This is a genomic window from Bacteroides sp. An19 (assembly GCF_002160215.1).
In the GTDB taxonomy this organism is placed as follows: domain Bacteria; phylum Bacteroidota; class Bacteroidia; order Bacteroidales; family Bacteroidaceae; genus Phocaeicola; species Phocaeicola intestinalis.
On record NZ_NFKD01000021.1, the window covers coordinates 1 to 23,170 of the forward strand.

The window sequence follows — 23,170 nt, forward strand, 5'->3', positions numbered from 1 at the left end:
CGCCGGACACCCGTGCATCGCCGGACACCAGTGCATTGCCGGACACCTGTGCATTGCCGTACACCCGTGCATCGCCGGACACCCGTGCATCGCCGGACACCCGTGCATCGCCGGACACCCATGCATCGCCGGACTGTTCAATGTTTCCCTCTTTTTCGATGAACCCTCCTAGTTCTCCTTCATTAGCATACTTGAAGGACTTGACGCATTTAATGCGGAATAACTTTACTCCGAATGTGTTGACTACAAACTCGTCTGTCAGAATGAATTTCTTTTCCATTATTATATGTTTATATGGGCTATTTCTTAATAGAAAAGCCGACCTATCCTCACGGACGGGACGGCTTACACGTAACATGCTTGTCCACGTTCTTAGTTAAACAATTAAATAACTAACCTATAAATCTTGAAACAAAAGCTCCCCCGCAACCTGCAACGGTTTCAAGCCCGAATCATGGACGGGCGGGGGATTGTATATATAAGGTGAGTGCCGCTCAGCTAAGAGGTGTTCACAGCGGGCATACCGCCACTCATGACCTGATACAAGTGTTTGTTTTTCTACGTGCGATTCGCTGCGTGCCTCTTGGCGGCTTCCCTTGACGCAACTCTTTTCGCACACGACCTTTAAGCTACTCCGTCGTTCCGTTTCGCATCGGGGAAAAGGTTAACCCCATTTATATAGCCCTTATTGCTTCGGGCTTCCCAGCATGTCAAAGGTCTCTTATTGGTGGTCACCGCATCAGGAATCGAACCTGAATATGAAGTTTAGGAAACTTCCGCTCTGTCCGTTGAGCTATGCGGCGTAATGCGGATTGTCACACGACATGCGTGCACTCGCGGCTCTCCACGTACCTGTCTATGCTGTCCACATCGTACAGGAAGGTCTTGTCCGTAAGCCTGAACGCCCGTATCAGGTTGTTGTCCTTGAGGTTCCTTATGAACTTCTCCCCGCATCCCAGGTAGTTCATCGCCTCCTGTATGTTCAGGTATTTCTTCCTTATAGGCTCCACTTTCAATGTCTGTCTTGTGCGTCCCATCGTTATCTGTAGTTTTTCTTGTAATACTTGGCTATGTCGTATTCGGAAGCCCCTTCACCGAGCGTGTCCTTAATCTCATCGTATGCGCTCTGCGGCATGTGCAGGATTACGGCGTCCGTGTAGTCTACGCGTCCGGCTATCCCATAGAGGAGAACCACCGCTATGATGGCTATCGCCGTCAATGCTTTCCTTTGTCTCTTTGTCAGTTTCATATCATTCAGTTTTTAATTGTTTCCATTCGTTCCAATCAGTCTCCGCAATAGCGTCCGTTCCCGTAGCCAACCGCTTCCGACATCCGTGCGATGTAGTCGCTGTAGCTTACGCCTTCCTTTCTTGCTTCGGCTTCCCGTTCCATCCGTTCCGCCTTGGCGTATGCTTCGGACATGATTTGTCCGGCTTTGATTCTTGCAAGGGCTACCACGTTTTCTGCTGCCGCCTTTTCGCGGCGTTCGCGTTCAGCCTGCTCGCGTTCCTGCCTTTCGGCTTCCAGCTTCGCTCTTTCCTCGGGCTTCTTGCGTTCTTGTAGAGCTTGTGCGCGTTCGTCATTATCTTGCTCAAATCGTACCGTTTCATAATCTCTTCGTTTTTTAATCGTTTGACCTTCTGTTGTTGTTTGACGATGCAAATGTAAAACTATATTTTTACTTATCAAAAGAAAAGTATCTTTTTATTTTTACTTTAACCTTTATTAGTACATATATAAATTTACTTTCCTCTATTTTACCTATCTTTGCAAAAAAGAAAAAAGAATATGAAACTCAGAATAAAGGAAGTAATCAAGGAGCAGGGTCTTACGGTTCAGGAAGTGGCTACTCGTATAGGGAAATCCAAGCAATCTTTGCACGGCATCATTGAAAAGGGAAATCCGACCATAGGAACTCTTTCAGATATTGCCAAAGCCATTAATGTGCCTATTTATAGATTATACGAAGATGACAACGATTTGTCAGATTCTCCAGTCATAATTTGTCCTAATTGTCAGACCCAAATTCCAATAGAAACATCTATTAAAATTAAATCTTATAATCATGATTAATTATGATGATTTGTAGAAACCGACAGAACCTAAATAGCTATGAAATTAAGATTGAAAGAAATACTTTCCGAACAAGGGAAAACAGCCGTATGGCTTTCAAAGGAGATAGGTGTTACAGACGTTAACACAAGGAATATTGTAAACGGTGTAATTAAGCCTAAACTTGACACCCTTGAAAAGATAGCATCAGCCCTTGAAGTCCCGATGTGGCAGCTTTTCGCGTCGCCGGAAGAGGTGAAAAACTCAAGCCTGACCGTCAAGTGCCCCAAGTGCCAGCATGAGTTCGAGGTCGAATTAAAAACCAAGCAGTAAACCTATGGAAAAAGATACAATAAACAGATACCTTATTAATTTCAGGAGGCTTTTCAGTCCTTTCCTGAAAAAGGATGTGTCTATGAATATATCCGCATATCCTTATGCCAATGGTGCAATAATGGTAATTGAACTTGATTATAATTCCTCGAATAATACAATCTTCGTGGAAGATTCAAAGACAATGGCGGAAGCCATGGAAAAGACAAACCTTTTCGATTCTCCTGGACAGGCTTCTCCAATCAGCACGACAAAGATTATCATCCAGCGCAACAAGTTGGTTGTCATTAAGGGGGACGAAGAATCACTTTGGAATGACAAATCCGCCAAGAACGATGTAGACAATATCCTTTCATCATTAACCGAAAGAAAAAATGGCTGACGATAAGATAAAGATTAAAGACATTGAGGGGGCACAAAAGGAAGTAATAGACTTCTTCAAGAACTCAGGTCTCGATATTGGCGACTACATCAACTCTGCACGCAAGATAAAGATACCGTTGTGGTCGATAGCGACCGTATCAGTATTGTTCTTTATTGTGATATGCGTGGTTGCTGTCATGGGGGATTCCTGCCCCAAAATAAAAACCATTCTGATACTGCTTTCCGTTGCCCTCGCATTCCTGAACATCTGCCTTGTGTATATGTGCTGGAAAAACAATACCCTCACCGGAATAATAGCTCTGGCTGAGGTTATATTGTTTTCCTTATCCTTGTACATCTATACTCCAAAGGAGATTATCAAGAAGATAGAGGATAAGGTCAACAAGATTTGAAATCACAAATTGTGATGACATCACATTCGAAGCAAAGTCACAATCAAAACCCAATAGCTTGTTTTCTTAACCAAAAACACTATATTTGCATTATGTGGAAAGAAAAACTTGGAGGATACCTTATAGATGTATCCAAGTATGTACTAACCGGTGTTGTAATCGCCTCGTTCTTCAAGGATTTTCAAGACAGCAAACCGACCGTTTACGGAGTTGGAGTACTGTTTTCCGTATTGGTCTTGATTGCGGGGCTTATATTGTCTAACAAAAAGAAGGAGGACTGAACTATGGGAGCTTATATGGTTTTCGCCGTGGTTGGAATACCTTGCGCAGTATTCCTATTGTGGTGCCTCACGCCGAGCGGAAAACGCTGGCTTAAAGCTAACCACATGATTTAAAAAACCATTTTCAACTTATTAAACCTTCCTATTCGGTAGGTTTAATAATGTAATCTTCGCCCAATTTCGCAACAACAATATGTCAAAGGCTAATACGAAATTGCCTGAAGGATAAGTCTGAGATTATCCAAGTATTAACTTAATAATCAAATCTTATGGCGAAGATTACCGTTAGGGTCAGAACTACTGTAAGGACTACCGTTCGTACCACCGTTCGTGTCCGCAGAGGTTAACGACCCGCCGGAGTTGCAATCATGCTTCTCCGGCTTTTCATTGTTTCTCTCATCATATCACTGCTGACAGCAGCAGGAGTTCCGCAATGCTTATGGAAACTGCTGCGTAAAGTGATTTCCTCAGCTTTCTGTTCTTGACTTCGAGACGTTCAATCGTTTCGAGATATGATTTTTCTTTCATAAGGTCTCGCAACCACATATCGATTATTTTCCTGTCATTTTCGTGGTCGGTAAGCCTTATACCGCTTTCGCCGTTCTCGTTAAATTCTTCTATCATACCTATATAATATTACATTATTATCAAACAACAACAAAATGCCAAAGGACGCTTTTAATTACGCTCCCGAAGGCTAATTCGATTCAGCCGCTCACGCTTGGCTCCGGGATTTTTCTTAACTTTGTGTCGTAACCAAAAAATTAAGAAATTCTGATGTTAACTAAAGAACAAGCTGATGAAGCACAAATGGATTTGAGTTTGACGACCAACCGTTTGATATGATTTCCGTCAGTGATTTAGCGGAAGTTATTCAGTCAAACAGTACCACGGTTCCCACCCTTCCCGTTCTTGCCGGATTCTGTAAGGTTTGCGGCTACACAATCAGTTTCAATATCCATAAACTGATTCATCGTCCTTAATTCCCCAAAGCGGGAATTCCCTTCTTTTGTCCCGGTGGATTCAGTTTCTCCATCGGGATTATTTTCTTCATTCTTGTTCTTGTATATCTTTTCACCCCATTCCCTTATAGTTCTATGCACGAATCTTGCATGTTCATCATCTGGCAAAAAATCCAATAATATTGTAGGGTCTTCCTTTCCGGAAGATATATTGACAATCATATTCGCCATAAAAGCGTATCCCTGCCTGTATCGAATAAGCTCATTGCTTAATTCACATATTGATTTCACATCCGTTTTTGTGAATCTGCTTTTATCCCTTCGTTTCATGCCTTTTTTTTCTAAAAATCTGTCCCATTCCTCTTCGCTTGGCTCATCTTTGCCGATCACGGCATATGGCTCTCTTGTTATTGAGCTTGTGTATCTTAACTTTGTCATAAGTAGTTAGGCAATTCCTTTCCTTCCAACATGCACTCTTTTATAGTTTTTAAATTATCATAATTCGATTTCACGACTTCTGATATTAAGTCTAATGACTGTTTAAGCTTAATTCGATGCGTTCCACCATAGAGGTTTATTGCTTCTTCAAGCATTGATTCGACTGCCCTTAATCTTGAAAATGCAAAACAAGCATCTTCGTATTTTTGCATACTTTTTCTTACATTGTCGTTTGCTATAAGCAATAGTCTATTTATTTCTTCCATATCATATCCTCCTTATTTTACTATTGAATCATTTTCAATTGCTTGCTTTATGTCTTGAATCATTTTCTCTATTTCTATTTGTTTATATGAGATATAATCCAAATCAGAATCAATTGAAGCGATATTCATTAAAATAATAAGTGGTGACAGAAAAATTACCGCCATGAATGCAAACCCTGTGCAGCCAATATTTTTTTTATCTTCATTTTCCATATCTCCCCCTTAATCCAGCCTTTCAACCAACCATTCATCAACCATGCCCTTTTCTGAAATCCTTAGTATGATGCCTTCCTTTTCCAAGGCTCTCTTGGCAGCCTGACCGGAGCACATCTTGAAGTCCTTGTTTTTGACCACCATTGAATCTCCTTTTTTCAACCTTCTCAAAGTTTCTGTTAGGTTTTTTTTGCATACAAATTCTTGCATATCTAACTACAATTAAATATATTTACTCTTTGAATTAAAATCTATTATAACCTAATAGGGTTTATTTCTATTAGATGATGCAAATATAGATATATTATTTATAGAATAATGCGAAATAGCCTAAAAGTTTAGGCAGTATTGCATATTTAGAATCATTCTAAATATAAGATATATGAAAACTACTATAACTCAAAGAATTAAAGAACTTATAGACTTTAAAGAAATGTCTATAAATTCTTTTAGCAAAAAGATTAATATTGTGCAAACGACATTGAATAGGCAAATCAATGGCGATACATCTTCTATTCCAGTAGGCACTATTGAGGCAATATTGCATTATTTCCCAGAAATAAGTGCCGAATGGTTGTTACGTGGCGAGGGCGAAATGATTAAAGGGAAAAATTATATGCCCAAGTCATTCGATGCGAAAATTGAGATAGATAATGAAGGATGTCTGAAAATCAAAATCAAATAAAAATGGAGATTGCTCTTTACTTATTTAATAAGATAAAGGATTTTATGACAAATAAGGGAATTGAAGATTCATCCAAATTAATTGTTTTATTTTCGGCATTCTTTATTGGATTTTTATTAAATGATTGCATTGGGATTACCAGATACATAACTAATGATTTAGAATTTGACCAAATTGAAAGAATTGTTAATTTAAAAAAGGAATATGAAGAATCTGATGAGATGCATAAATTTTTAGAATATAAAGAGAACTCAATAACACGACATACTCCATTGGCGACATCATTTATTAGGAATGTTTATAAAATTTATGTTGCCTTGGAAATAGATACATTCCCAAGCGCATTATATGTAATTGCGATAATCACTCCATTCCTATTAATTGCGGTGTTCTTCATTATTTCAATTATTGTTATTCTATTTTATGACAAATCAGATATATTGACAAAACTTGCAAGTTGCGTTATTGGTTGTATAGTCATTGTGGCAGATTTCTTTTTATGGAGAGGTTTTAAAAATATGTGTGACTCTGTAAATATGAATATTTATTTTAAATCTATAATTATATTAATTCTTGAAATATCAATATTTATAGCAGTAAATCGACATTTTAAGCGTAATCGCAAGAAGTTAAATGAAAACCGAACACAACAATAACCAACAACCTTAACGAAAAGAATATGGAACGAGAAGCGGAAGAAATAGCGGAAGGCATATTGAAAAGCGCAATAAATAACGGAGGTGAAATCTTGTTCGGAAATTACTTTAAAGAAATACCCGGTTGCATTAAAAGCGTAAACCTTATCCTTTCGATGTACGGTACTATACACAGTAAGATGATGAACGACACTTGGACGTATTTTAAAATCTCACAAGCTGGGATAGAGTTTATAGAAAGCGGAGGTTTCGCAGGCAAAAAAGAGCGCGAAGACTACAAACGTGAAATGGAAAGCCTCAATAGGGAATTAGCCAGACTTAACATGGAAAGCCTGGAATACAAGAAGAAGATAAGGCATCAAGAAAGTATTATCAGGATGCACAAATATATACAAACCTTGTCTTGGTTCGTATCAATAGTTTTGGCTGTCCTACTGTTTTTCCTCAAAAAGTAGCAGCTCGCTATTATTGTCGCATCCAATTACAGCATTGTTTGATGACATGATGTTGAACAGGCTGGCGCATATATGGCGTGCAATTTCCTCGGGAGACATACTTCTTCCTATGGAATCTGAAACGGCAATCTGAATCACTGACCGTGGATTCGGCATGTTTCGTCCGGAAACATTGTTGAAAGGTATTGTTGGTTCTTTCATATAGAATTACTTTATTTGCAAATATAATTAATTTTAAAACAAAGATTTAAGTCATGAGAAAAGTTTTTTTGATTTTGGCGGCTCTGGTTCCGCTGTTGTGCCTTAATTCGTGCTCGGATGATGAGTCTGAATATTATATAAGCTCTTCATCGAATGTTATTGAGGCAGGATATGAAGAAGGCATTTATTATATAGACATACAGTCTAATTGTGAATGGGTTGCAACATCAGATGAGGGATGGATTGAATTGTCATCTCAGTCCGGCAAAGGTAATATGAGGCTTTCATTAAATATAAATGAAAACAAAGAATACGAAGAAAGAAATGCGGATATTACTATTAGCAGCATTGACCATTCAGCTTCTTTCTCTGTTCAGGTCAAGCAATCCGAAAGGAGCGGCATAGCCCAAGGTGATACATCAAAGTCAATAGGCATACCAGCACAAGGAGGTGATTTTGAAATTGACATATTGGCAAATACTGAAAGTCGTATAACAAAAAAACCGGATTGGATTAGCTTGTCAGATTCCCGGTCAATGACTGGATATGTATGGAGATTCCATGCCGAAGAAAATTCTACTGGACAATCAAGAAACGGATACATAACAATCAGCGGAGGCGAAGATGAAATAAATTACAGCATCTATCAGAAATCAATAGACATACTTGCCGAAAAAATAGAATTCCAAGAAGGGGAAAGCATATTGATAAACTCTAATGACCCAGTCTCTTTAACCCCTGTTTTTTATCCTGAAAATTGCAACAAGAAAGAAATCTCATACAAATCTTCAGATGAAAGCATTCTTAAAGTGGATAATTATGGGGAAATAACTCCTATACGAAATGGAGCATGTATCGTTTCTCTTATAGACGAGCCTTCGGGGAAATCAGCTTCAATAAATGTGACGGTAAAAATAAAAGCTGAAAAAATAATACCCATAAGTGATGAAGGATATTATATGTATCAGTCAAATTTCGGGCTCAATAGTAAAACGAAATTGAACTTATACATAGAGCCTGAAAATGCTTATACGGAAGATATACGATATGTTTCCGATAATCCTTCGGTAATTTATGCGGATAATGGATATCTTATAACAAATGACAATATAGGTAAAGCGCATATAGATATTATAGACGATTACAGTGGATGCACGTCATTTTTAGACGCAGATATTAACAGGGCTTTTTTTGTCGCAGGTTATGATTGGATGTCAGAAATGGTATACGGTTATGTATTTGTTTTAAAAGGATGGATAAAAGGAGGTCCTAATGACACTTACGAAGTTTTGAAGGCCAATGTTGTCGATGAGAATGGCATCCTTATATCATCCTCTGAGATTATATCTCCACCTTCCTATGAAGTAAGTTTTACAACGGGAGAATTAAATTTCACGGAATTGTTTGGTCTTACATCCATAAATGGGAATAATTTGCCAAAACTTCGATTCCTGGTTACATACAAATGGAATGATAGCAAGGAATTATATTACGAATATGTGGATATTGATTTCTCATCAGCGGTAAAGTAAGAATTGCCATGAGAACGGTGCTGGTTACGACCACCACCAAGATAACGGGGAAAGGGCAGGTTTACTTCGTGAATAAATTCCTTGGCGAGGCGGCAGGAGTACAACAATATAAAAGCCGGAGGCTACTTCTCCGGCTTCAGTTACATATTCCCGTTCACAAAGTCAATAACCTTCCTGTTCGCCGCGTCCACCTTCTTTCGGTCAAACTTAATGTATATCGATGTCACCTCAGAACCGATGCTGTGCCCCAACGCCTCCGATATGGTTTCCTTGGGTATTTCAAGCCCGGCGGCAAGCGTCGCCCACGTGTGGCGGCTCCAGTACGATGAGAGTTCGGGGAACAGCGGCTCGCGCACCTTCTTCCCTCCCCTTCCCGTACGCTCCATGCCGCCTATCTGCTTCAAGGCTATCCCCATGCGGTGCAGGAAGTTCCTGTAATCGGAGAATGTGTCCATGATGTCAAGAAGGTACTTTTTCCCCTTGTACCGGTTTATGATTTCCCATGCCTCCGGCTCGACCAGCACGGAATACAGCTTCCCGGTCTTCGCCCTCTTGTATTCCAGCCTCCCGTTCACGACATCGCTGCCCCTGGCGTTGAACAGGTCGGCGGCGTTAATCCCTATGAGGTAGAACATGAGCATGAACATGTCCCTGTACTTCTCCTGCCATTCCTCACAGGGGTAATCACGCAGGGCGCGCAACTGCTCCACGGTCAGTGACCTCTTCCTTGTCTCCTCCTTCCCGATGCTGAACTTCCGGAAAGGGTACATGGCGGTATACCCTTCGTCTATGGCATAATTGAACACGGTGCGGATGTTCCTCAGGTGGATCGCGTATGCGTTCACCTTCATCCCCTGCCCCGCCATCCATTTCTCGAAGCGCACGAGCCATGACCTGTCCATCGAACTGAACGTGCATCCAGGGTCGAAGGAAAGTATCTTGTTCCTCGTTGTCGTATATACGGTAATTGTGCCCTTGTTCGTCTTTGTCCCGACAAATTCGTCAAGGCATCCGATGAACGTACGCTCCTCCTCTTTCTTCCCTTCCATTTCAGAAGTTACGGCATCCTTCAGTTCCTTGTCGCTCATCTTCAGCAGCAGGCCTTCCTCGTCCAGCGAGAAGATCTTTTTCTCGATCCTGTTCATAAGGTCGCGCAGAGCCACGTTCTTCGCCTGCCAGTTGCTTTCCTTCCTGTTGTACGAGCCGGAGCCCCATGTCCCGGGAGCCGCCTCGAACCCTGTTGATATAAGGAATTTCCCACGGTGCTGCACGCGGATTTTCAATGGGTACTTACCGTTTGCCTTCATCCTCCTCGTGTCAAGGTAGTAATTCGCTGTTGCCATATCTATCGGTTTGCGGTGCAAGATTTGCACCAGATTTGCACCGCAAATGTACTAATATTGCCGTAAAATGCCGCAAAATGCCGCATTAAATAAACAAAACTGCATAAAAAAAGCAGCTACTTTACATCGTAACTGCTTGATTTTCAGTGGGAGCGGTAAGCGGGACTCGAACCCGTGACCCTCAGCTTGGGAAGCTGATGCTCTACCAACTGAGCTACTACCGCATTACCTTTATTTCGGGTGCAAAAATAGAATTTTATTGTGAAATAGCCAAACGAAATCACATCAAATATTTATTTTTTGATCAAAAGGCAGAGTTTTTTAATCAAAATATGCAATATACGCAATTACCCCCAATAACAGGCACTTTCCAAATGAAGATATCTTACTTTGCCGTTCCAATTATCTTCGTAAGCTGTCGCAATTAACTGGAATGGCTTATGAAGTATATCATCTTTTTGAAAGCATATTAATTAAACGGAGCGGACATTCACATTTAGAGCCTGTCGTTTAAATTTTCCAATAAAGTAAGAAGCTGTTTTGAATTTATCGTGCGATGATTTGGGATGAGTTTTTGAGGCATTTTCGCTTCTGTGATGAGGAAGATAGCGGGCTATCTGACGAAGAACAGGAGCGAAAAGAACCAAAAAATCGCCCAAAGCACACACGAAAACGGATACATCAAGCCAAGAAAAACTTTTTGGAGAAATTCAAAACAGCTTCTAATATTCTATCAGGTTCTTTTGCGTTTGTTTCCGGTCTGTTTCCCCGATTTTATTCGTCAGATAGCCCGCTATCCTCCTTATAAAATCAGAAAAACATCCTCGAAAACAATTCGCAAAATTAACCTGAGCAAAATTTAAACGACAGGCTCTTACCTCCAATATACAAAAAATGCTCTAATCATCCGACATTTCACCACATATAAACCATCCAAACAAAATAATACCTTGCCCTATCAATATCACCAAAACAGCAATGGAGATATAGCTAGTTCAAGGTATTATTCCAATAAAATGGCAAACCAGTTCTTCCTTCAACCTGTTTCCCTACAAGAGGAAGATTATTCCTGCATACTTACACGATAGATAACAAAAGTCTGTGCACCTACTTCAGACTGCAAAGTCTTACCATCAACAGTAACTTTACTTTCTTTCGGAGTAATCAGATTGGGATTATCCAACGAATTTTCTTCATCCGGATTATCCGAGTGGAACAGGATACAATCGGCTTGCGTAGCAAGTTTTTTCTTTTTCAAGCCATCAAATTCTACCGTTACAGATTGAGCCTTATCGGATACGTTGACAATCTTAACGATATAGCTTTTTGTAGGTTCATCCCACACAGCGCTGGCAAACAAACCATTTTGATCTGGCTGACCGCTTACAGCCTTGCCATCCATCAACAAAGGCACAACCTGTGTACCTTTATTGTGTCCATAAAGGTATTGCACATACCAGCTGCATGAACGTACACTACGCAAATTGTCAAACCAAATCAAGTCCGGACGCCATTGCCAGCCTTTCACATGCGCCAATAAAGGAGCATAAGTAGCCATATACACTACATCAGCATTACGTTCCACTCCTGTCAGGAAAGCAGCTTCAAGCAATGATGCATAAAAATGATTCCATTTCTTTCCTTTTCCGTGGCAAGCATATTCTCCTGCAAACACCTTCGGTCCTTTACGGTCATAATTATCATAACGATTGCCCGACTTCAAGAACCAATCTTCGGGGCGATAAAAATGTTCGTCGACCAAATCCACTTTCAACTTTTTCATCTCAGGCCACAAATAATCAAAGTCCTTACCCTCCGAATTCGGACCAGATGAACCGATAATCTGAATATCGGGATAAGCTTTGCGGATAGCATCGACAAAATATTTCAGACGTTCGGGATACTCCGGTCCCCACTGTTCGTTTCCTACTCCAATAAATTTCATATTAAAAGGAGCGGGATGTCCCATTTCGGCACGAAGTTTACCCCACTTTGTTGTTTCATCACCATTGGCAAACTCAATAAGGTCAAGTGCGTCCTGAATATAGCTTTGCAGGCTGTCCACTGGGACATGCGCTTTAGGATCATCGTTTTGATACTGGCATGCCAGACCTACATTAACAATCGGAAGAGGCTCAGCGCCCATATCTTCAGCCAACAAGAAAAGTTCGTAAAATCCCATACCATATGTCTGGTGATAATCAGGATAATAACGATGAGGGAAAGTATATTCCCATCGGTTCGAGTTCAACGGACGGTTCTCTACAGGACCTACTGAGTTTTTCCATTGATAACGGTCATTGATATGTGTACCTTCTACGATACATCCACCAGGGAAACGGAATACACCTGGTTTGGTATCAACCAAGGCCTGTACAAGATCTTTACGCAAACCATTTTCACGCCCTTTCCATGTATCGACGGGGAAAAGTGAAATATGCTCCAAGTCAACATTGCCTGCAGAAGCCAGGAAGATACGCAGCTGTGCCGCATCAATGGTTTGTGGAGCAGTAAGCACCAATTCATATTTTTTCCAATCAGCCGAGTTCAAGGCTACGTCTCCCGAAGTCAACACCTGAGTTTCCCCCATCGAATACGGATCAATGAGTTCCACCCGGATCTTCTGCCCGTTTCCTCTGGCCCACACAGTAAAGCGGTATTGAGCATTTTCTTTCAATCCAATGCCGAAAAAGCCTTCATTGACTACCCCTGTACGCTTATGCGGATGTCCCGGATCTGCAAGACGAATGTAATGTGGATTACGGTCAAAAGGTCCATCCTCCAAGACCGTAACATTACCGAATGTTTTCCAGCCTTGCAGACGATTGGGAAATTCAAATGAACGGTTCATGACCAATTCGGCATACAATCCTCCATCTGCACCATAATTAATATCCTCAAAAAAATGTCCATACATGGTGGGTTGGATTTCGGCACCTGGCTTGTTTGCCTTTACCACCATGTGGTTGACTTCCTGTGCCGCCAGCCCCGTACAGCAACAAGTCGCCAAGGCCAAACTGAAAATTGTTGATTTATTCATAAATTATCATTTGATTTCGAGTGTAACAATAGACATAGCAGGCAATTTTACCAACAAACCGCCCTTTTGCAACTTAACATCCTTGAAATCCTTCACAGTAACGGCATCCGGATTTTCAAACGTATTATACGTATCAATCTTATCTGCAGCCAGGATACGTCCCGTAACCTGTTTCCCCTCGAAACCTTCCAGGTTAACGGTTACCTCAGCCGATTCTTCAAGGTCGATATTAGACAACGACAAGTGAATACGTCCTTCCTTGTCACGCGAAGCACTTGTACTAATCATAGGTACCACACGATTATCACGCACATTCTTATAGGTACATTGCAGGTCTGATGGCAAGAACGTAGCATCTTGATGTACATTATACATTTCGAATACATGATAAGTCGGCGTCAGGACCATTTTGTCCTCTTTCGTCAAAATCATCGATTGCAGCACATTAGCGATCTGGGCTATGTTGGTCATCTTCACACGGTCGGTATATTTATGGAAGATATCCAATGTAAGTGAAGCTACAAACGCATCACGCATCGTGTTCTGCTGATACAGATGGCCGGGAATTGTACCGGGTTCTTCATCCCACCAAGTACCCCATTCATCGACGATAAGAGCAATTTGTTTCTTCGGATCATATTTATCCATAATAGCCATGTGACGCTTCAACACATCCTCAATTTCACGGCATTTACCCATCGTCCAATAGTAATCATCGGTTGTAAACTTAGTAGCAGAACCTTTACTTCCAGTCCATCCAGGTACTGTATAATAATGCAAAGATACACCATCCATACGATGACCGACATTCTGCATCAACACTTCTGTCCAATTATAATCGTAATCGCTGGCACCGCTGGCAATCTTAAACAATTTATTTCCATTGTAGTTACGACAATATGTAGAATAACGACGATACAAATCGGCATAATATTCCGGACGCATACTGCCTCCACAACCCCAACTTTCATTACCTACACCAAAGTATTTTACTTTCCAAGGTTTTTCACGTCCATTCTGCAAACGCAACTTTGCCATGGGGCTTCCCTGCTCAGATGTCATATATTCCACCCACTTTGCCATTTCTTCTACTGTTCCGCTTCCCACATTGCCGCTGATATAAGGCTCGCAACCCAAAAGCTCGCACAAGTTAAGAAATTCGTGAGTACCAAAACTATTATCTTCTACAGTCCCTCCCCAGTTATTGTTCACCATTTTCGGGCGGTTTTCTTTGGGTCCAATGCCATCCATCCAATGATATTCATCGGCAAAGCATCCGCCTGGCCAACGCAATACAGGTACTTTCAATTTTTTCAATGCTTCAAGTACATCATTACGGTATCCGTTTGTATTAGGAATAGGAGAATCCTCGCCTACCCACAAGCCCCCATAAATACAGGTACCCAAATGCTCGGCGAATTGTCCGTATATTTCTTTCGGAATGATTTGTTCAGCCTTTTCTGTGTGAACGGTTACAGTCGCGTGTTGTTGTGCGGATACAGCAAGGCTGACGCCCAGCATCAAGCCACTAAGAATCAGTTTGTTTTTCATTTTTTCTTCTTTAATTAATCATTAATCGGCTCATTCACTAACCTTATATTTTACAGCTGCTTCTTCGATAGGTAAACCAGCTTTATAAGTTTCAATGTATGCATTGAATCCTGCTACATCTTTCAGGTCCGGTTTAATTTCCACACCTGTGTTCCCAGCAAATACTTGTTCATCAAGGAAATCGGCAAGCGACAATTTTTGTGGATTGTTCACCAAATAAGACCCTAACAAAGCAATACCCCAGGCACCGCCTTCACCGGCCGTTTCCATAACAGATATAGGCGAATTGAGTGCTGCCGCCAAAATGCGCTGTCCTACCCCTTTTGTCTTGAACAATCCTCCGTGACCTGTAATACGGTCTACTTTGATTTTCTCTTCGTTGAACAAAATATCATTACCTATTTTCAGTACAGCCACAGATGCATACAGGTTGGCACGCATAAAGTTGGCAAGGTTGAATTTATCATTGGCAGAACGTACAACCAAAGGTCTTCCTTCAGCAAGTCTGGTTACCGGTTCACCCGAAATGTAATTGTAAGAAATCAGTCCACCACAATCAGCATCTCCTTCAAGAGCATGATTATACAGTTTTCCGAAAACCTCATTCATATCTACGGGTACCCCCAGTAGTTCTTGATATTCTTTAAACAAATTAACCCAGGCATTAAGGTCGGAAGTACAATTATTACAATGTACCATGGCAACCAGGCTGCCGTCAGGCGTAGTCACCATATCAATCATTTCATACGGTTTCGACAAGTCTTTCTCCAGTACAATCATAGAAAACGAAGAAGTACCTGCCGATACATTACCTGTACGCTGCTTCACAGCATTGGTAGCCACCATACCTGTTCCTGCATCTCCTTCGGGAGGACACAAAGGTATGCCTGCTTTCAAACGGCCGGACCCATCAAGTTTTTTAGCACCCTCAGGTGTCAGGAAACCTGCATTCTCACCGGCTTGCAACACCTTAGGCAAAATATCGGTCAATTTCCAAGAAAAGCCTTTCGGTGCAACCATTTTATCGAATTTCTCCACCATCTCTGCCGAATAATTCTTTGTAGCAGGGTCAATGGGAAGCACACCCGAAGCATCGCCGATGCCCAATACCTTTTTCCCACTCAACTGCCAGTGCACATATCCAGCCAAAGTTGTCAGATAAGCAATATCTTTTACATGTGATTCACCGTTCAGAATAGCCTGATACAAATGAGAGATGCTCCAGCGCAACGGAATATTGTAAACAAATGCTTCCGAAAGAGCTGCTGCAGCTATGCCTGTATTGGTATTGCGCCACGTACGGAACGGAACGAGAATCTCCTCTTTATCATTGAAAGCCATATAACCGTGCATCATGGCACTAACGCCAATAGCCGCCAAAGTTTCTATATCCGTATCGTACTGTTTCTTTACATCAGCACATAGATCGGCATAACAATCCCGAAGTCCGTTCCAAATGGCATCAATGCTATAAGTCCACAGTCCATCTACCAATTGGTTTTCCCAAACATGACTTCCCTGAGCTATAGGTTTGTTTTCGGGGTCGATCAATACTGCTTTAATACGAGTCGAACCCAATTCGATACCCAAAATAGCCTTTCCTGATTCGATAATTGATTTTGTGTCTGTATTCATGATATGATTATATGATTATAATAAATAATAAAAATAAAACACAGAGACACAAAGGCACAGAGAATCTATTTACGAATAAAACCTCAGTGCTCCGTGTCTCTGTGTTCCGATCAACTATTAGCAAAGAGCTTTATTCAGCATATAATAAACTTCGTTCATACGGAGTTCTTTCTTGAAGTCGCTAATGGTGGTATCTTTGTTGATATGTACCATTTCGATGCCTGCGATTTCAGCATAATCTTCCCAATATTCTGCAGTCAAATCGTACGAGAAGCAAGAATGGTGAGTTCCACCAGCCAAAATCCATGCACCTGCACCTACTTCAAAATTAGGCTGCGGAATCCACAATGCAGAAGCTACCGGCAATTTAGGCAGCGGTTTCGGTTCAATACATTCTACATCGTTTACAATCAAACGGAAACGATTACCCATATCCACCACTGTTGCTGTACATCCAGTACCCGTCTTTGAAGTGAATACCAAACGGGCAGTCTGGCTCTTACGGACACCGATACCCAGGAAATGTACTTCCAGACGTGGCTTTTGAGCTGCAATCAACGGACAAACTTCCAACATGTGTGCCTGCAGGATAGCACTTCTTTCACCATTGAAGTTCAACGTATAGTCTTCCAAGAACGAACATCCGTTGGGCAGACCTTGATTCATCACCCATACCGTACGGTACAAGGCTGCTGATTTCCAGTCACCTTCAGCACCGAAGCCATAACCTTCTGCCATCAGACGTTGAGATGCAAGTCCCGGAATCTGGTCGAAATGACTTCCGTCTGTCTGACCCAAATCATCAAAGTTAGTAGTGAAGCCTTTCGCACCTTTTGCCTTCAAAATAGCACGCAAGGCAAGTTCCGCTTTAGCCGAATTCCATACCTTTCCATAGGCTTCGGTTCGTTGATCTTCCAGTTCTTTATCATGGTCATACAGCTGGAAATACTCATCCACCAATGCTTTTACATCCTCGTCTTTCACCTGGCTGTGATATTCCATCAGTTCACTTACCGGACAATAGTCTACATGGTATCCCATCCGAACTTCAGCTTCTACCTTATCGCCATCCGTTACGGCTACATTATTCATCTGGTCGCCAAAACGAATAATCAACATGTCCTGTGCATCTGCCCAAGCTGCACATACACGCATCCAAACGGAAATCTTACGTTGGGTTTCCGCATCTTTCCAATAACCAACTACTACTTTACGACGGATACGCATACGGCTGCAAATATGTCCGAACTCGCGGTCACCGTGTGCCGACTGGTTCAGATTCATAAAGTCCATATCCATGGTATCCCAAGGAATTTCTTCATTAAACTGAGTATGCAGGTGAAGCAACGGTTTCTTCAATTGTTGCAAGCCATGTATCCACATCTTTGCAGGCGAGAATGTATGCATCCACGTGATAACACCGATACACTTCTCATCGTTATTGGCTGCTTTCATTACTGCTTCCACTTCTTTTGAAGAGTTAGCCGTACCTTTATATACTACTTTAACCGGAAGATTTCCACTGTTATTCAATCCAGCTACCATTTCATTACTGTGTGCGTCTACTGCGATAACAGCATCGCCTCCGTACAGAAGCTGAGCTCCTGTTACGAACCATACTTCAAATTGATCAAATGTGCTCATAGTTCTATGTATTTTAAAAAGTTAGTATGTTATTTCTTCTGTCCGTAGTAAGCATTCGGACCATGCTTGCGGCTGAAATGTTTCTCTACCAGCAGGGGGTTCATCGTCAGATGCGGATTGACGACATATGCAATGCTTGCCATTTTTGCCACCTGCTCCATCACTACAGCATTATGAACTGCATCGTGAGCATCCTTACCCCACGCAAAAGGTCCGTGATTTTTCACTAATACACCCGGAGTATGAACCGGATTCATTCCTTCGAAACGTTTTACAATCACGTTTCCGGTTTCCAATTCATAATCGCCTTTCACCTCTTCTTCGGTCATATCCGCCGTGCAAGGGATGGCTTCGTGAAAATAATCGGCATGTGTAGTCCCTATATTCGGAATGTCGCATCCGGCCTGTGCCCATGCAGTAGCATACGTAGAATGCGTATGCACCACCCCACCTATTTCCTTGAATGCCTTATAAAGAACCAGATGAGTCGGCGTATCGCTGGAAGGACGTAAATCACCTTCCACTACATTGCCATCCAAATCTACCACCACCATATCCGATGCTTTCATTACATCGTAAGCTACGCCACTGGGCTTAATCACTACCAGCCCTTTTTCGCGGTCGATAGCAGATACATTACCCCATGTAAAAATCACCAATCCATGTTTCACCAAATCAAGGTTTGCCTGAAACACTTTTTCTTTCAAATCTTCTAACATAAGTCTTATAGTTTGAATTTCGGGTCCCGCTGATAAGCCTTATCATTGAACTTGTACAGATAAGCCCCTCTTTTAGAACCTGTTTTATCTATTTTATCTGTTTTCTCGATATAACCCATATCCGCAATTCGCTTCCGGAAATTGCGTTTATCCATTGGTTCGCCATAAATAGCTTCATACAAGCTTTGCAATTGCGTAAGTGTAAAAAGCTCTGGAAGCAAATTGAAACCAATGGGAGCGGTAGAAGCCTTTTCCTTCATGGCCGTCCGGGCTTTTTCTACCATTTGGTTATGGTCGAAAATCAAATCAGGTATCTCATCAATATTTACCCAATACGCATTATGCCGTTGCACCAGCTCCCGGTCGTATTTATTCGTATTGATGAGTGCATAATAAGCAAGCGAGATAACCCGTTCACCCGGGTCTCTGTTTATCTCGCCAAAAGCTCCGATGTGTTCCATATAAACATCCTTCAATCCGGTCAGTTCGTACAGCACACGCTTTGCCGCATCATCCGCGCTTTCATTTTCCTGGACAAAACCGCCCATTAAAGACCACTGACCCTTTGCCGGCTCAAAATTACGCTGAAGCAACAACAAGCTCAATTGTTCTTTCTCAAAACCGAATATGATGCAATCAATACCGACGAAAAATTTCGGATTATTCTTGTAATATGTAGACACATCGTTCATAAAATCATTTTTCTATACCGAACTGGAATATACAATGGCTCTGATAAGTTTCACCCGGTTCCAGGATAACCGAAGGCCATTGCGGCTTATTAGGACTATCCGGATAATGTTGAGTCTCCAAACATACAGAAGCCCGTTGCGGATAAGCAATGCCTTTCTTACCTTTCACGGTTCCATCCAAGAAATTTCCTGTGTAAACCTGGATACCAGGCTCGTCGGTGTATACGGTCAGACTGATACCCGAAGTCGGGCTGGTCAGCTTGGCTGCTACCTGGCTGATATCGCCTTTAGTCTTCAGTACCCAGTTATGGTCGAATCCATTACCGAACTTCACTTGTTCGTTTTCAAAATCGGTTACAGACGGAGCGATAGGCTTCGGCGTATTGAAATCGAATGGAGTATCCTTTACAGCCATCATCTCGCCATTGGTCATATACGTGCTGTCGACAGGAGTAATGCTGTCTGCCGCAACATACAGAATCTGGTCGGTTCCAGGCTTGGAGGGGTCGCCATTCAGGTTAAAGTATGAATGGTTGGTCATATTGATTACCGTGGTCTTGTCGGTAGTAGCATCATACTTGATATCGATGGCATTATTGGCTGTCAATGCGTAAGTCACATGTGCAGTCACATTACCCGGGAAATTATTATCGCCATCTGCCGAGTTCATCGTCAAGACCAAAGTACTGTCGTTGGTCTGATTTGCTTCATACACCTGATATTGCCAACCGGTAGGTCCACCGTGCAGACAATGTCCGAAATTGTTTGTCGGCAATTGAATCAAAGTGCCGTCCACTTTCATCTGCCCCTTATTAATACGATTAGCATAACGCCCGATGGCTGCTCCGAAATCGCTCGGGATATTCTGGTAATCGGCAATGCTGTCGAAGCCCAGCACCACATCTGTCATCGTGCCATTTTTGTCCGGCACCATCAGCGAGACAATACGTCCACCAAAGTTTGTAATGCAGACTTCCATTCCGTTATGATTTGTCAACGTATAAAGTTTAACCGCTTTTGTCCCGTCTACAGTCGTTTCAAAATTGGCAGGATCCAATCCCGAAAGGGTCAATGCAGGTTTCTGTTCCTGCGTAGTGCAAGATGCCATCAAGGCAAGTGCCGCACTCATTCCTAAAAATGAATTCCGAATGTTTTTCATCGCTTATTATTTTTTATTTAAAACATCATTCATCTACTCTTTACCAAAAATACCAGTAGAAAGCTGCACAGCAGGCAACAACACCCAATGTGGCGATGACATCCCATTTATTCCAGCTCTCACGGATAGCCTTCTTGTAATCTTTGGTGAAGGTAATCGCTTCCACCTGTTCTTTGGACGGAGCGGGTGTAAAACAAGACACAACAACCATCAGAATGATAATGAATACAAGCAACCATACTTCAAACACCAGCCAGTTGGTCTGCCAGAACCAAGACGTGTATTCCCAGAAAGCTCCTTCCATCACCTTGGTGCCCGATTCGGTAACTACATTGGTGAACAAGCGCACCATACCAATCAAAAAGCCACCGATAAGTCCCCATTCGCCGGCTTTGGGAGTAATCTTCTTTGAGAAGATACCCAGCGAGAACACCGCCACCATTGCCGGAGCAATCAGTGACTGAATGTCTTGCAAGTAAGAGTACAGGTTACCCATGTTCATCATAATCGGCATCCAAGCCAATCCCAGAAGCACAACAACTACCGTTGCAAGACGGCCTACAAACACATAATGGCTCTCGCTCATGCCTTTCTTCATCGGCTTATAAAAGTCTTCGGTAAACAATGTCGCACAGCTATTGAAGAATGCTGCCAACGATGCAACGAGGGCACATACAAAACCAATGGTCACAATACCTTTGACCCCTGCCGGCAAGATATTTTTCACCATCATGGCAAATGCACCGTCAGTATCATGTGTGTTAGTGATATCCATCTCAATACCGCTTCCCGCCTTCATCGAGAGTGCGTATGCCACCATACCCGGAATCAAGAACATGAAGATAGGCAACAACTTGAAATAACCGGCTGCAATCGTACCGCGACGGGCACGTGCCATTACTACTGAATTGTCTTCGCCCTTAGTCTGCCCCAACACACGTTGTACAATGTGCTGGTCGGTACACCAATACCAGAAACCAATGATAGACGCACCGAGGAACACTACATAACCCGGGAATTTGGGATACATCGGATCTGCCGGATCTGTGTGAAACATGTGCGTAGTACCAAAGCCGTCGTGGGCAGCATTACATACAGCCATCATCTGCGACCAGCCTTCGGCAATGCTTCCATCTCCCAACAGATGCAGTCCTAAAAACAAGACAAGGAAAGAACCAATGATGAGGATAGGAGTCTGGATAGCCGACAAGGTCATCACACCTTTCATTCCACCGAAAACAGTAAATACTGCTGTAATAGCAATCAGCCCGATAGCACCGTACCAGAACGGGATATTCAATAAGTATTCGAAGAAAATACCTCCGGTGAATGCGGTTACAGAAACTTTTGTCAGCACGTATGCAATCAAAGTAATGATGGAAAGCCACGAACCGGTACGCTTCGTATAACGGAACTTCAGGAAGTCAGGCATCGTAATAATCTTGCCCAACTTATTGTTCAATAATTGATAGAAGGGGACGAACAGCCATCCGAGGATAAGAATCATCCAACCCTGCATCTCCCAGTGTGCCATACCAACGCCGTCCTTGGCTCCTGTACCTGCCAGTCCGACCAGGTGTTCCGACCCGATATTGGCGGCAAAGATAGCCGCACCGATAATGTACCACGGCTCTCCTTTTCCGAAGAGGTAATCTTCACTGTTAGCCCCTTGTTGTTGCTTTTTGTCTTTTTGGATTGCACGGTACACCGCCCACGCAATCAGAATGACCCCGATGACGAGAACCGCCCAGTCGAGCCAAACAAATTCACTTGAATTCCAATTCATAATCACGTTTGTTTTTTTAATTTATGTTTCATGTTAATTAGATGTCCAAAAGGTCACGCAAGTTACAAGAACCGGCCATTATCAGTAAAGTGTATCATTTACACTAATTCGACTGCAATATTACAAATTCCTTACGAGTTATGTTCATAAATTTGTGTGTTACACAACATATTTGGACAAATTTCTGCCAAAACCTGTTCTATTGTCCACTTCCCGGCAACCGATACCTATTCTGTACACCTTATTATATATCCAACACCCGTTGGCGGAAGTAATTTTGCACATATATGATTCCACCGATAAAGGCATTCAGACATGACAGGTGCTGCCTCAAAAAGACCGGACTGCATTTCTTATCCTCGTAGGCTTGCAATTGCGATATTCCGGTTTTTACCTCTGCTTTTGACTCATATTTAGTTGTTGTTATTATCTTCTTCCCCCAGTGCAGATAACTTCGTCTGGTGTAAGATTAATAATCTTCCGCTTGTAAGATTAATAATCTTGCAGCCTGAAGATTAATAATCTTACAGCGAATGGACCTATATGCGTTTGCCGGCGCACCTATATCCGCGGGTTTCCGCAACCGGCTGCATCCTGCAAAGATAGTCCGCGCTATCCTCCTCGTTACAGAAGCGGAAATACCTTAAAAATTCAATCCAAATCAGCACACGATAAATTCAAAACTGTTTCTAAGGATTTGTCCTGTATCTCACTTTTTTGTATTATCTTTGCATGGACACTTTTCATCAAC

Annotated in this window: 29 protein-coding genes and 2 tRNA genes; 10 read left to right on the plus strand and 21 right to left on the minus strand. The window is 42.1% G+C overall.

The annotated features are described in order from the left end of the window. The 5 genes from B5F25_RS09750 to B5F25_RS09770 form a co-directional block, all read right to left on the minus strand. Positions 1 to 280, minus strand: a 280-nt coding sequence (locus B5F25_RS09750; RefSeq protein WP_206423541.1) for a hypothetical protein, incomplete at its 3' end; no start/stop codon positions are given. Between the two features lie 448 nt (positions 281 to 728). Beyond that, a tRNA-Arg gene (locus B5F25_RS09755) sits at positions 729 to 803 on the minus strand. A gap of 12 nt (positions 804 to 815) precedes the next feature. Further along, complete coding sequence (locus B5F25_RS09760) at positions 816 to 1,037, minus strand: helix-turn-helix domain-containing protein (protein ID WP_087249295.1); 222 nt, start codon at positions 1,035 to 1,037, stop codon at positions 816 to 818. Between the two features lie 2 nt (positions 1,038 to 1,039). Next, the gene (locus tag B5F25_RS09765) at positions 1,040 to 1,249 is read right to left on the minus strand and encodes a hypothetical protein (protein WP_087249296.1); all 210 of its coding nucleotides are present in this window, start codon (positions 1,247 to 1,249) and stop codon (positions 1,040 to 1,042) included. A gap of 35 nt (positions 1,250 to 1,284) precedes the next feature. Next, entirely contained in the window at positions 1,285 to 1,662 is a 378-nt protein-coding gene (locus B5F25_RS09770) for a hypothetical protein (protein ID WP_241148392.1), read from the minus strand. A gap of 126 nt (positions 1,663 to 1,788) precedes the next feature. On the opposite strand from B5F25_RS09770, the gene B5F25_RS09775 reads away from it, so the two are divergent. From B5F25_RS09775 to B5F25_RS09795, 5 genes are all read left to right on the plus strand, one after another. Continuing rightward, positions 1,789 to 2,073 (plus strand): helix-turn-helix transcriptional regulator, encoded by a 285-nt coding sequence (locus tag B5F25_RS09775; RefSeq protein ID WP_087249298.1) that lies wholly within the window; start codon positions 1,789 to 1,791, stop codon positions 2,071 to 2,073. Positions 2,074 to 2,112: 39 nt separating this feature from the next. Next, positions 2,113 to 2,385, plus strand: a complete 273-nt coding sequence (locus B5F25_RS21170; protein ID WP_140406909.1) for a helix-turn-helix transcriptional regulator — start codon at positions 2,113 to 2,115, stop codon at positions 2,383 to 2,385. A 4-nt stretch (positions 2,386 to 2,389) separates the two neighbouring features. Continuing rightward, positions 2,390 to 2,767, plus strand: a complete 378-nt coding sequence (locus B5F25_RS09785; protein WP_087249300.1) for a hypothetical protein — start codon at positions 2,390 to 2,392, stop codon at positions 2,765 to 2,767. Next, positions 2,760 to 3,161, plus strand: a complete 402-nt coding sequence (locus B5F25_RS09790) for a hypothetical protein (protein WP_087249301.1) — start codon at positions 2,760 to 2,762, stop codon at positions 3,159 to 3,161. The genes B5F25_RS09785 and B5F25_RS09790 overlap by 8 nt, the downstream gene beginning before the upstream one ends. Before the next feature lie 92 nt (positions 3,162 to 3,253). Continuing rightward, a complete protein-coding gene (locus B5F25_RS09795) occupies positions 3,254 to 3,442 on the plus strand; it encodes a DUF6722 family protein (protein WP_087249303.1) in 189 nt (62 codons plus the stop codon). Positions 3,443 to 3,841: 399 nt separating this feature from the next. Here B5F25_RS09795 and B5F25_RS09800 read toward each other — a convergent pair whose 3' ends face one another. The 5 genes from B5F25_RS09800 to B5F25_RS22640 all read right to left on the minus strand — a co-directional run bounded on the left by B5F25_RS09800 (position 3,842) and on the right by B5F25_RS22640 (position 5,465). Continuing rightward, complete coding sequence (locus tag B5F25_RS09800) at positions 3,842 to 4,066, minus strand: hypothetical protein (RefSeq protein WP_087249305.1); 225 nt, start codon at positions 4,064 to 4,066, stop codon at positions 3,842 to 3,844. A gap of 254 nt (positions 4,067 to 4,320) precedes the next feature. Then, positions 4,321 to 4,842 (minus strand): hypothetical protein, encoded by a 522-nt coding sequence (locus tag B5F25_RS09805; RefSeq protein WP_087249307.1) that lies wholly within the window; start codon positions 4,840 to 4,842, stop codon positions 4,321 to 4,323. After that, entirely contained in the window at positions 4,839 to 5,108 is a 270-nt protein-coding gene (locus B5F25_RS09810; protein WP_140406910.1) for a hypothetical protein, read from the minus strand. The genes B5F25_RS09805 and B5F25_RS09810 overlap by 4 nt, the downstream gene beginning before the upstream one ends. A 12-nt stretch (positions 5,109 to 5,120) precedes the next feature. After that, a complete protein-coding gene (locus tag B5F25_RS09815) occupies positions 5,121 to 5,321 on the minus strand; it encodes a hypothetical protein (RefSeq protein ID WP_087249311.1) in 201 nt (66 codons plus the stop codon). Positions 5,322 to 5,330: 9 nt separating this feature from the next. After that, complete coding sequence (locus tag B5F25_RS22640) at positions 5,331 to 5,465, minus strand: hypothetical protein (protein WP_262483268.1); 135 nt, start codon at positions 5,463 to 5,465, stop codon at positions 5,331 to 5,333. A gap of 238 nt (positions 5,466 to 5,703) precedes the next feature. Here B5F25_RS22640 and B5F25_RS09820 point away from each other — a divergent pair, with 238 nt between their 5' ends. Genes B5F25_RS09820 through B5F25_RS09830 form a run of 3 tightly spaced genes read left to right on the plus strand, consistent with a single transcriptional unit; the run spans position 5,704 to position 7,117 of the window. After that, positions 5,704 to 6,006: a helix-turn-helix domain-containing protein gene (locus B5F25_RS09820; RefSeq protein WP_087249313.1), complete on the plus strand. Its 303-nt coding sequence runs from the start codon at positions 5,704 to 5,706 to the stop codon at positions 6,004 to 6,006. Between the two features lie 2 nt (positions 6,007 to 6,008). After that, the gene (locus tag B5F25_RS09825) at positions 6,009 to 6,662 is read left to right on the plus strand and encodes a hypothetical protein (RefSeq protein WP_087249315.1); all 654 of its coding nucleotides are present in this window, start codon (positions 6,009 to 6,011) and stop codon (positions 6,660 to 6,662) included. 23 nt (positions 6,663 to 6,685) lie between these two features. Beyond that, entirely contained in the window at positions 6,686 to 7,117 is a 432-nt protein-coding gene (locus B5F25_RS09830; protein ID WP_087249317.1) for a hypothetical protein, read from the plus strand. Here B5F25_RS09830 and B5F25_RS21175 read toward each other — a convergent pair. Next, entirely contained in the window at positions 7,094 to 7,318 is a 225-nt protein-coding gene (locus tag B5F25_RS21175; RefSeq protein WP_140406911.1) for a hypothetical protein, read from the minus strand. The genes B5F25_RS09830 and B5F25_RS21175 overlap by 24 nt on opposite strands. A 53-nt stretch (positions 7,319 to 7,371) precedes the next feature. Here B5F25_RS21175 and B5F25_RS09835 point away from each other — a divergent pair, with 53 nt between their 5' ends. Further along, positions 7,372 to 8,850: a BACON domain-containing protein gene (locus B5F25_RS09835; RefSeq protein ID WP_087249319.1), complete on the plus strand. Its 1,479-nt coding sequence runs from the start codon at positions 7,372 to 7,374 to the stop codon at positions 8,848 to 8,850. A gap of 140 nt (positions 8,851 to 8,990) precedes the next feature. Here the strand turns inward: B5F25_RS09835 and B5F25_RS09840 are convergent, their stop codons facing one another. After that, entirely contained in the window at positions 8,991 to 10,193 is a 1,203-nt protein-coding gene (locus B5F25_RS09840; protein WP_087249321.1) for a site-specific integrase, read from the minus strand. Positions 10,194 to 10,344: 151 nt separating this feature from the next. After that, positions 10,345 to 10,417 (minus strand) — tRNA-Gly (locus tag B5F25_RS09845). A 332-nt stretch (positions 10,418 to 10,749) separates the two neighbouring features. Here B5F25_RS09845 and B5F25_RS09850 point away from each other — a divergent pair. After that, on the plus strand, positions 10,750 to 11,001 hold the full coding sequence (locus B5F25_RS09850; protein ID WP_162614390.1) for a hypothetical protein: 252 nt from the start codon (positions 10,750 to 10,752) through the stop codon (positions 10,999 to 11,001). Between the two features lie 255 nt (positions 11,002 to 11,256). On the opposite strand, the gene B5F25_RS09855 is transcribed toward B5F25_RS09850, so the two are convergent. From B5F25_RS09855 to B5F25_RS09890, 8 genes are all read right to left on the minus strand, one after another. Beyond that, positions 11,257 to 13,233: an alpha-L-arabinofuranosidase C-terminal domain-containing protein gene (locus tag B5F25_RS09855; RefSeq protein WP_087249324.1), complete on the minus strand. Its 1,977-nt coding sequence runs from the start codon at positions 13,231 to 13,233 to the stop codon at positions 11,257 to 11,259. Between the two features lie 6 nt (positions 13,234 to 13,239). Next, complete coding sequence (locus B5F25_RS09860) at positions 13,240 to 14,784, minus strand: alpha-N-arabinofuranosidase (protein ID WP_087210875.1); 1,545 nt, start codon at positions 14,782 to 14,784, stop codon at positions 13,240 to 13,242. Positions 14,785 to 14,814: 30 nt separating this feature from the next. Further along, positions 14,815 to 16,419 carry an FGGY-family carbohydrate kinase gene (locus B5F25_RS09865; RefSeq protein ID WP_022041240.1) on the minus strand — a complete coding sequence of 535 codons (1,605 nt, stop codon included), beginning with the start codon at positions 16,417 to 16,419 and terminating at the stop codon, positions 14,815 to 14,817. 117 nt (positions 16,420 to 16,536) lie between these two features. Then, positions 16,537 to 18,063 (minus strand): L-arabinose isomerase, encoded by a 1,527-nt coding sequence (gene araA, locus B5F25_RS09870; protein WP_022041239.1) that lies wholly within the window; start codon positions 18,061 to 18,063, stop codon positions 16,537 to 16,539. Between the two features lie 29 nt (positions 18,064 to 18,092). Then, positions 18,093 to 18,782, minus strand: coding sequence for an L-ribulose-5-phosphate 4-epimerase (locus B5F25_RS09875; RefSeq protein WP_087249326.1), 690 nt, complete (start codon positions 18,780 to 18,782; stop codon positions 18,093 to 18,095). Positions 18,783 to 18,787: 5 nt separating this feature from the next. After that, the gene (locus B5F25_RS09880; protein WP_087249352.1) at positions 18,788 to 19,465 is read right to left on the minus strand and encodes an NUDIX domain-containing protein; all 678 of its coding nucleotides are present in this window, start codon (positions 19,463 to 19,465) and stop codon (positions 18,788 to 18,790) included. Between the two features lie 13 nt (positions 19,466 to 19,478). After that, positions 19,479 to 20,633 carry an aldose epimerase family protein gene (locus B5F25_RS09885; RefSeq protein ID WP_022041236.1) on the minus strand — a complete coding sequence of 385 codons (1,155 nt, stop codon included), beginning with the start codon at positions 20,631 to 20,633 and terminating at the stop codon, positions 19,479 to 19,481. Positions 20,634 to 20,673: 40 nt separating this feature from the next. Then, on the minus strand, positions 20,674 to 22,419 hold the full coding sequence (locus B5F25_RS09890; RefSeq protein ID WP_022041235.1) for a sodium:solute symporter: 1,746 nt from the start codon (positions 22,417 to 22,419) through the stop codon (positions 20,674 to 20,676). Positions 22,420 to 23,170: the final 751 nt, after the last annotated feature.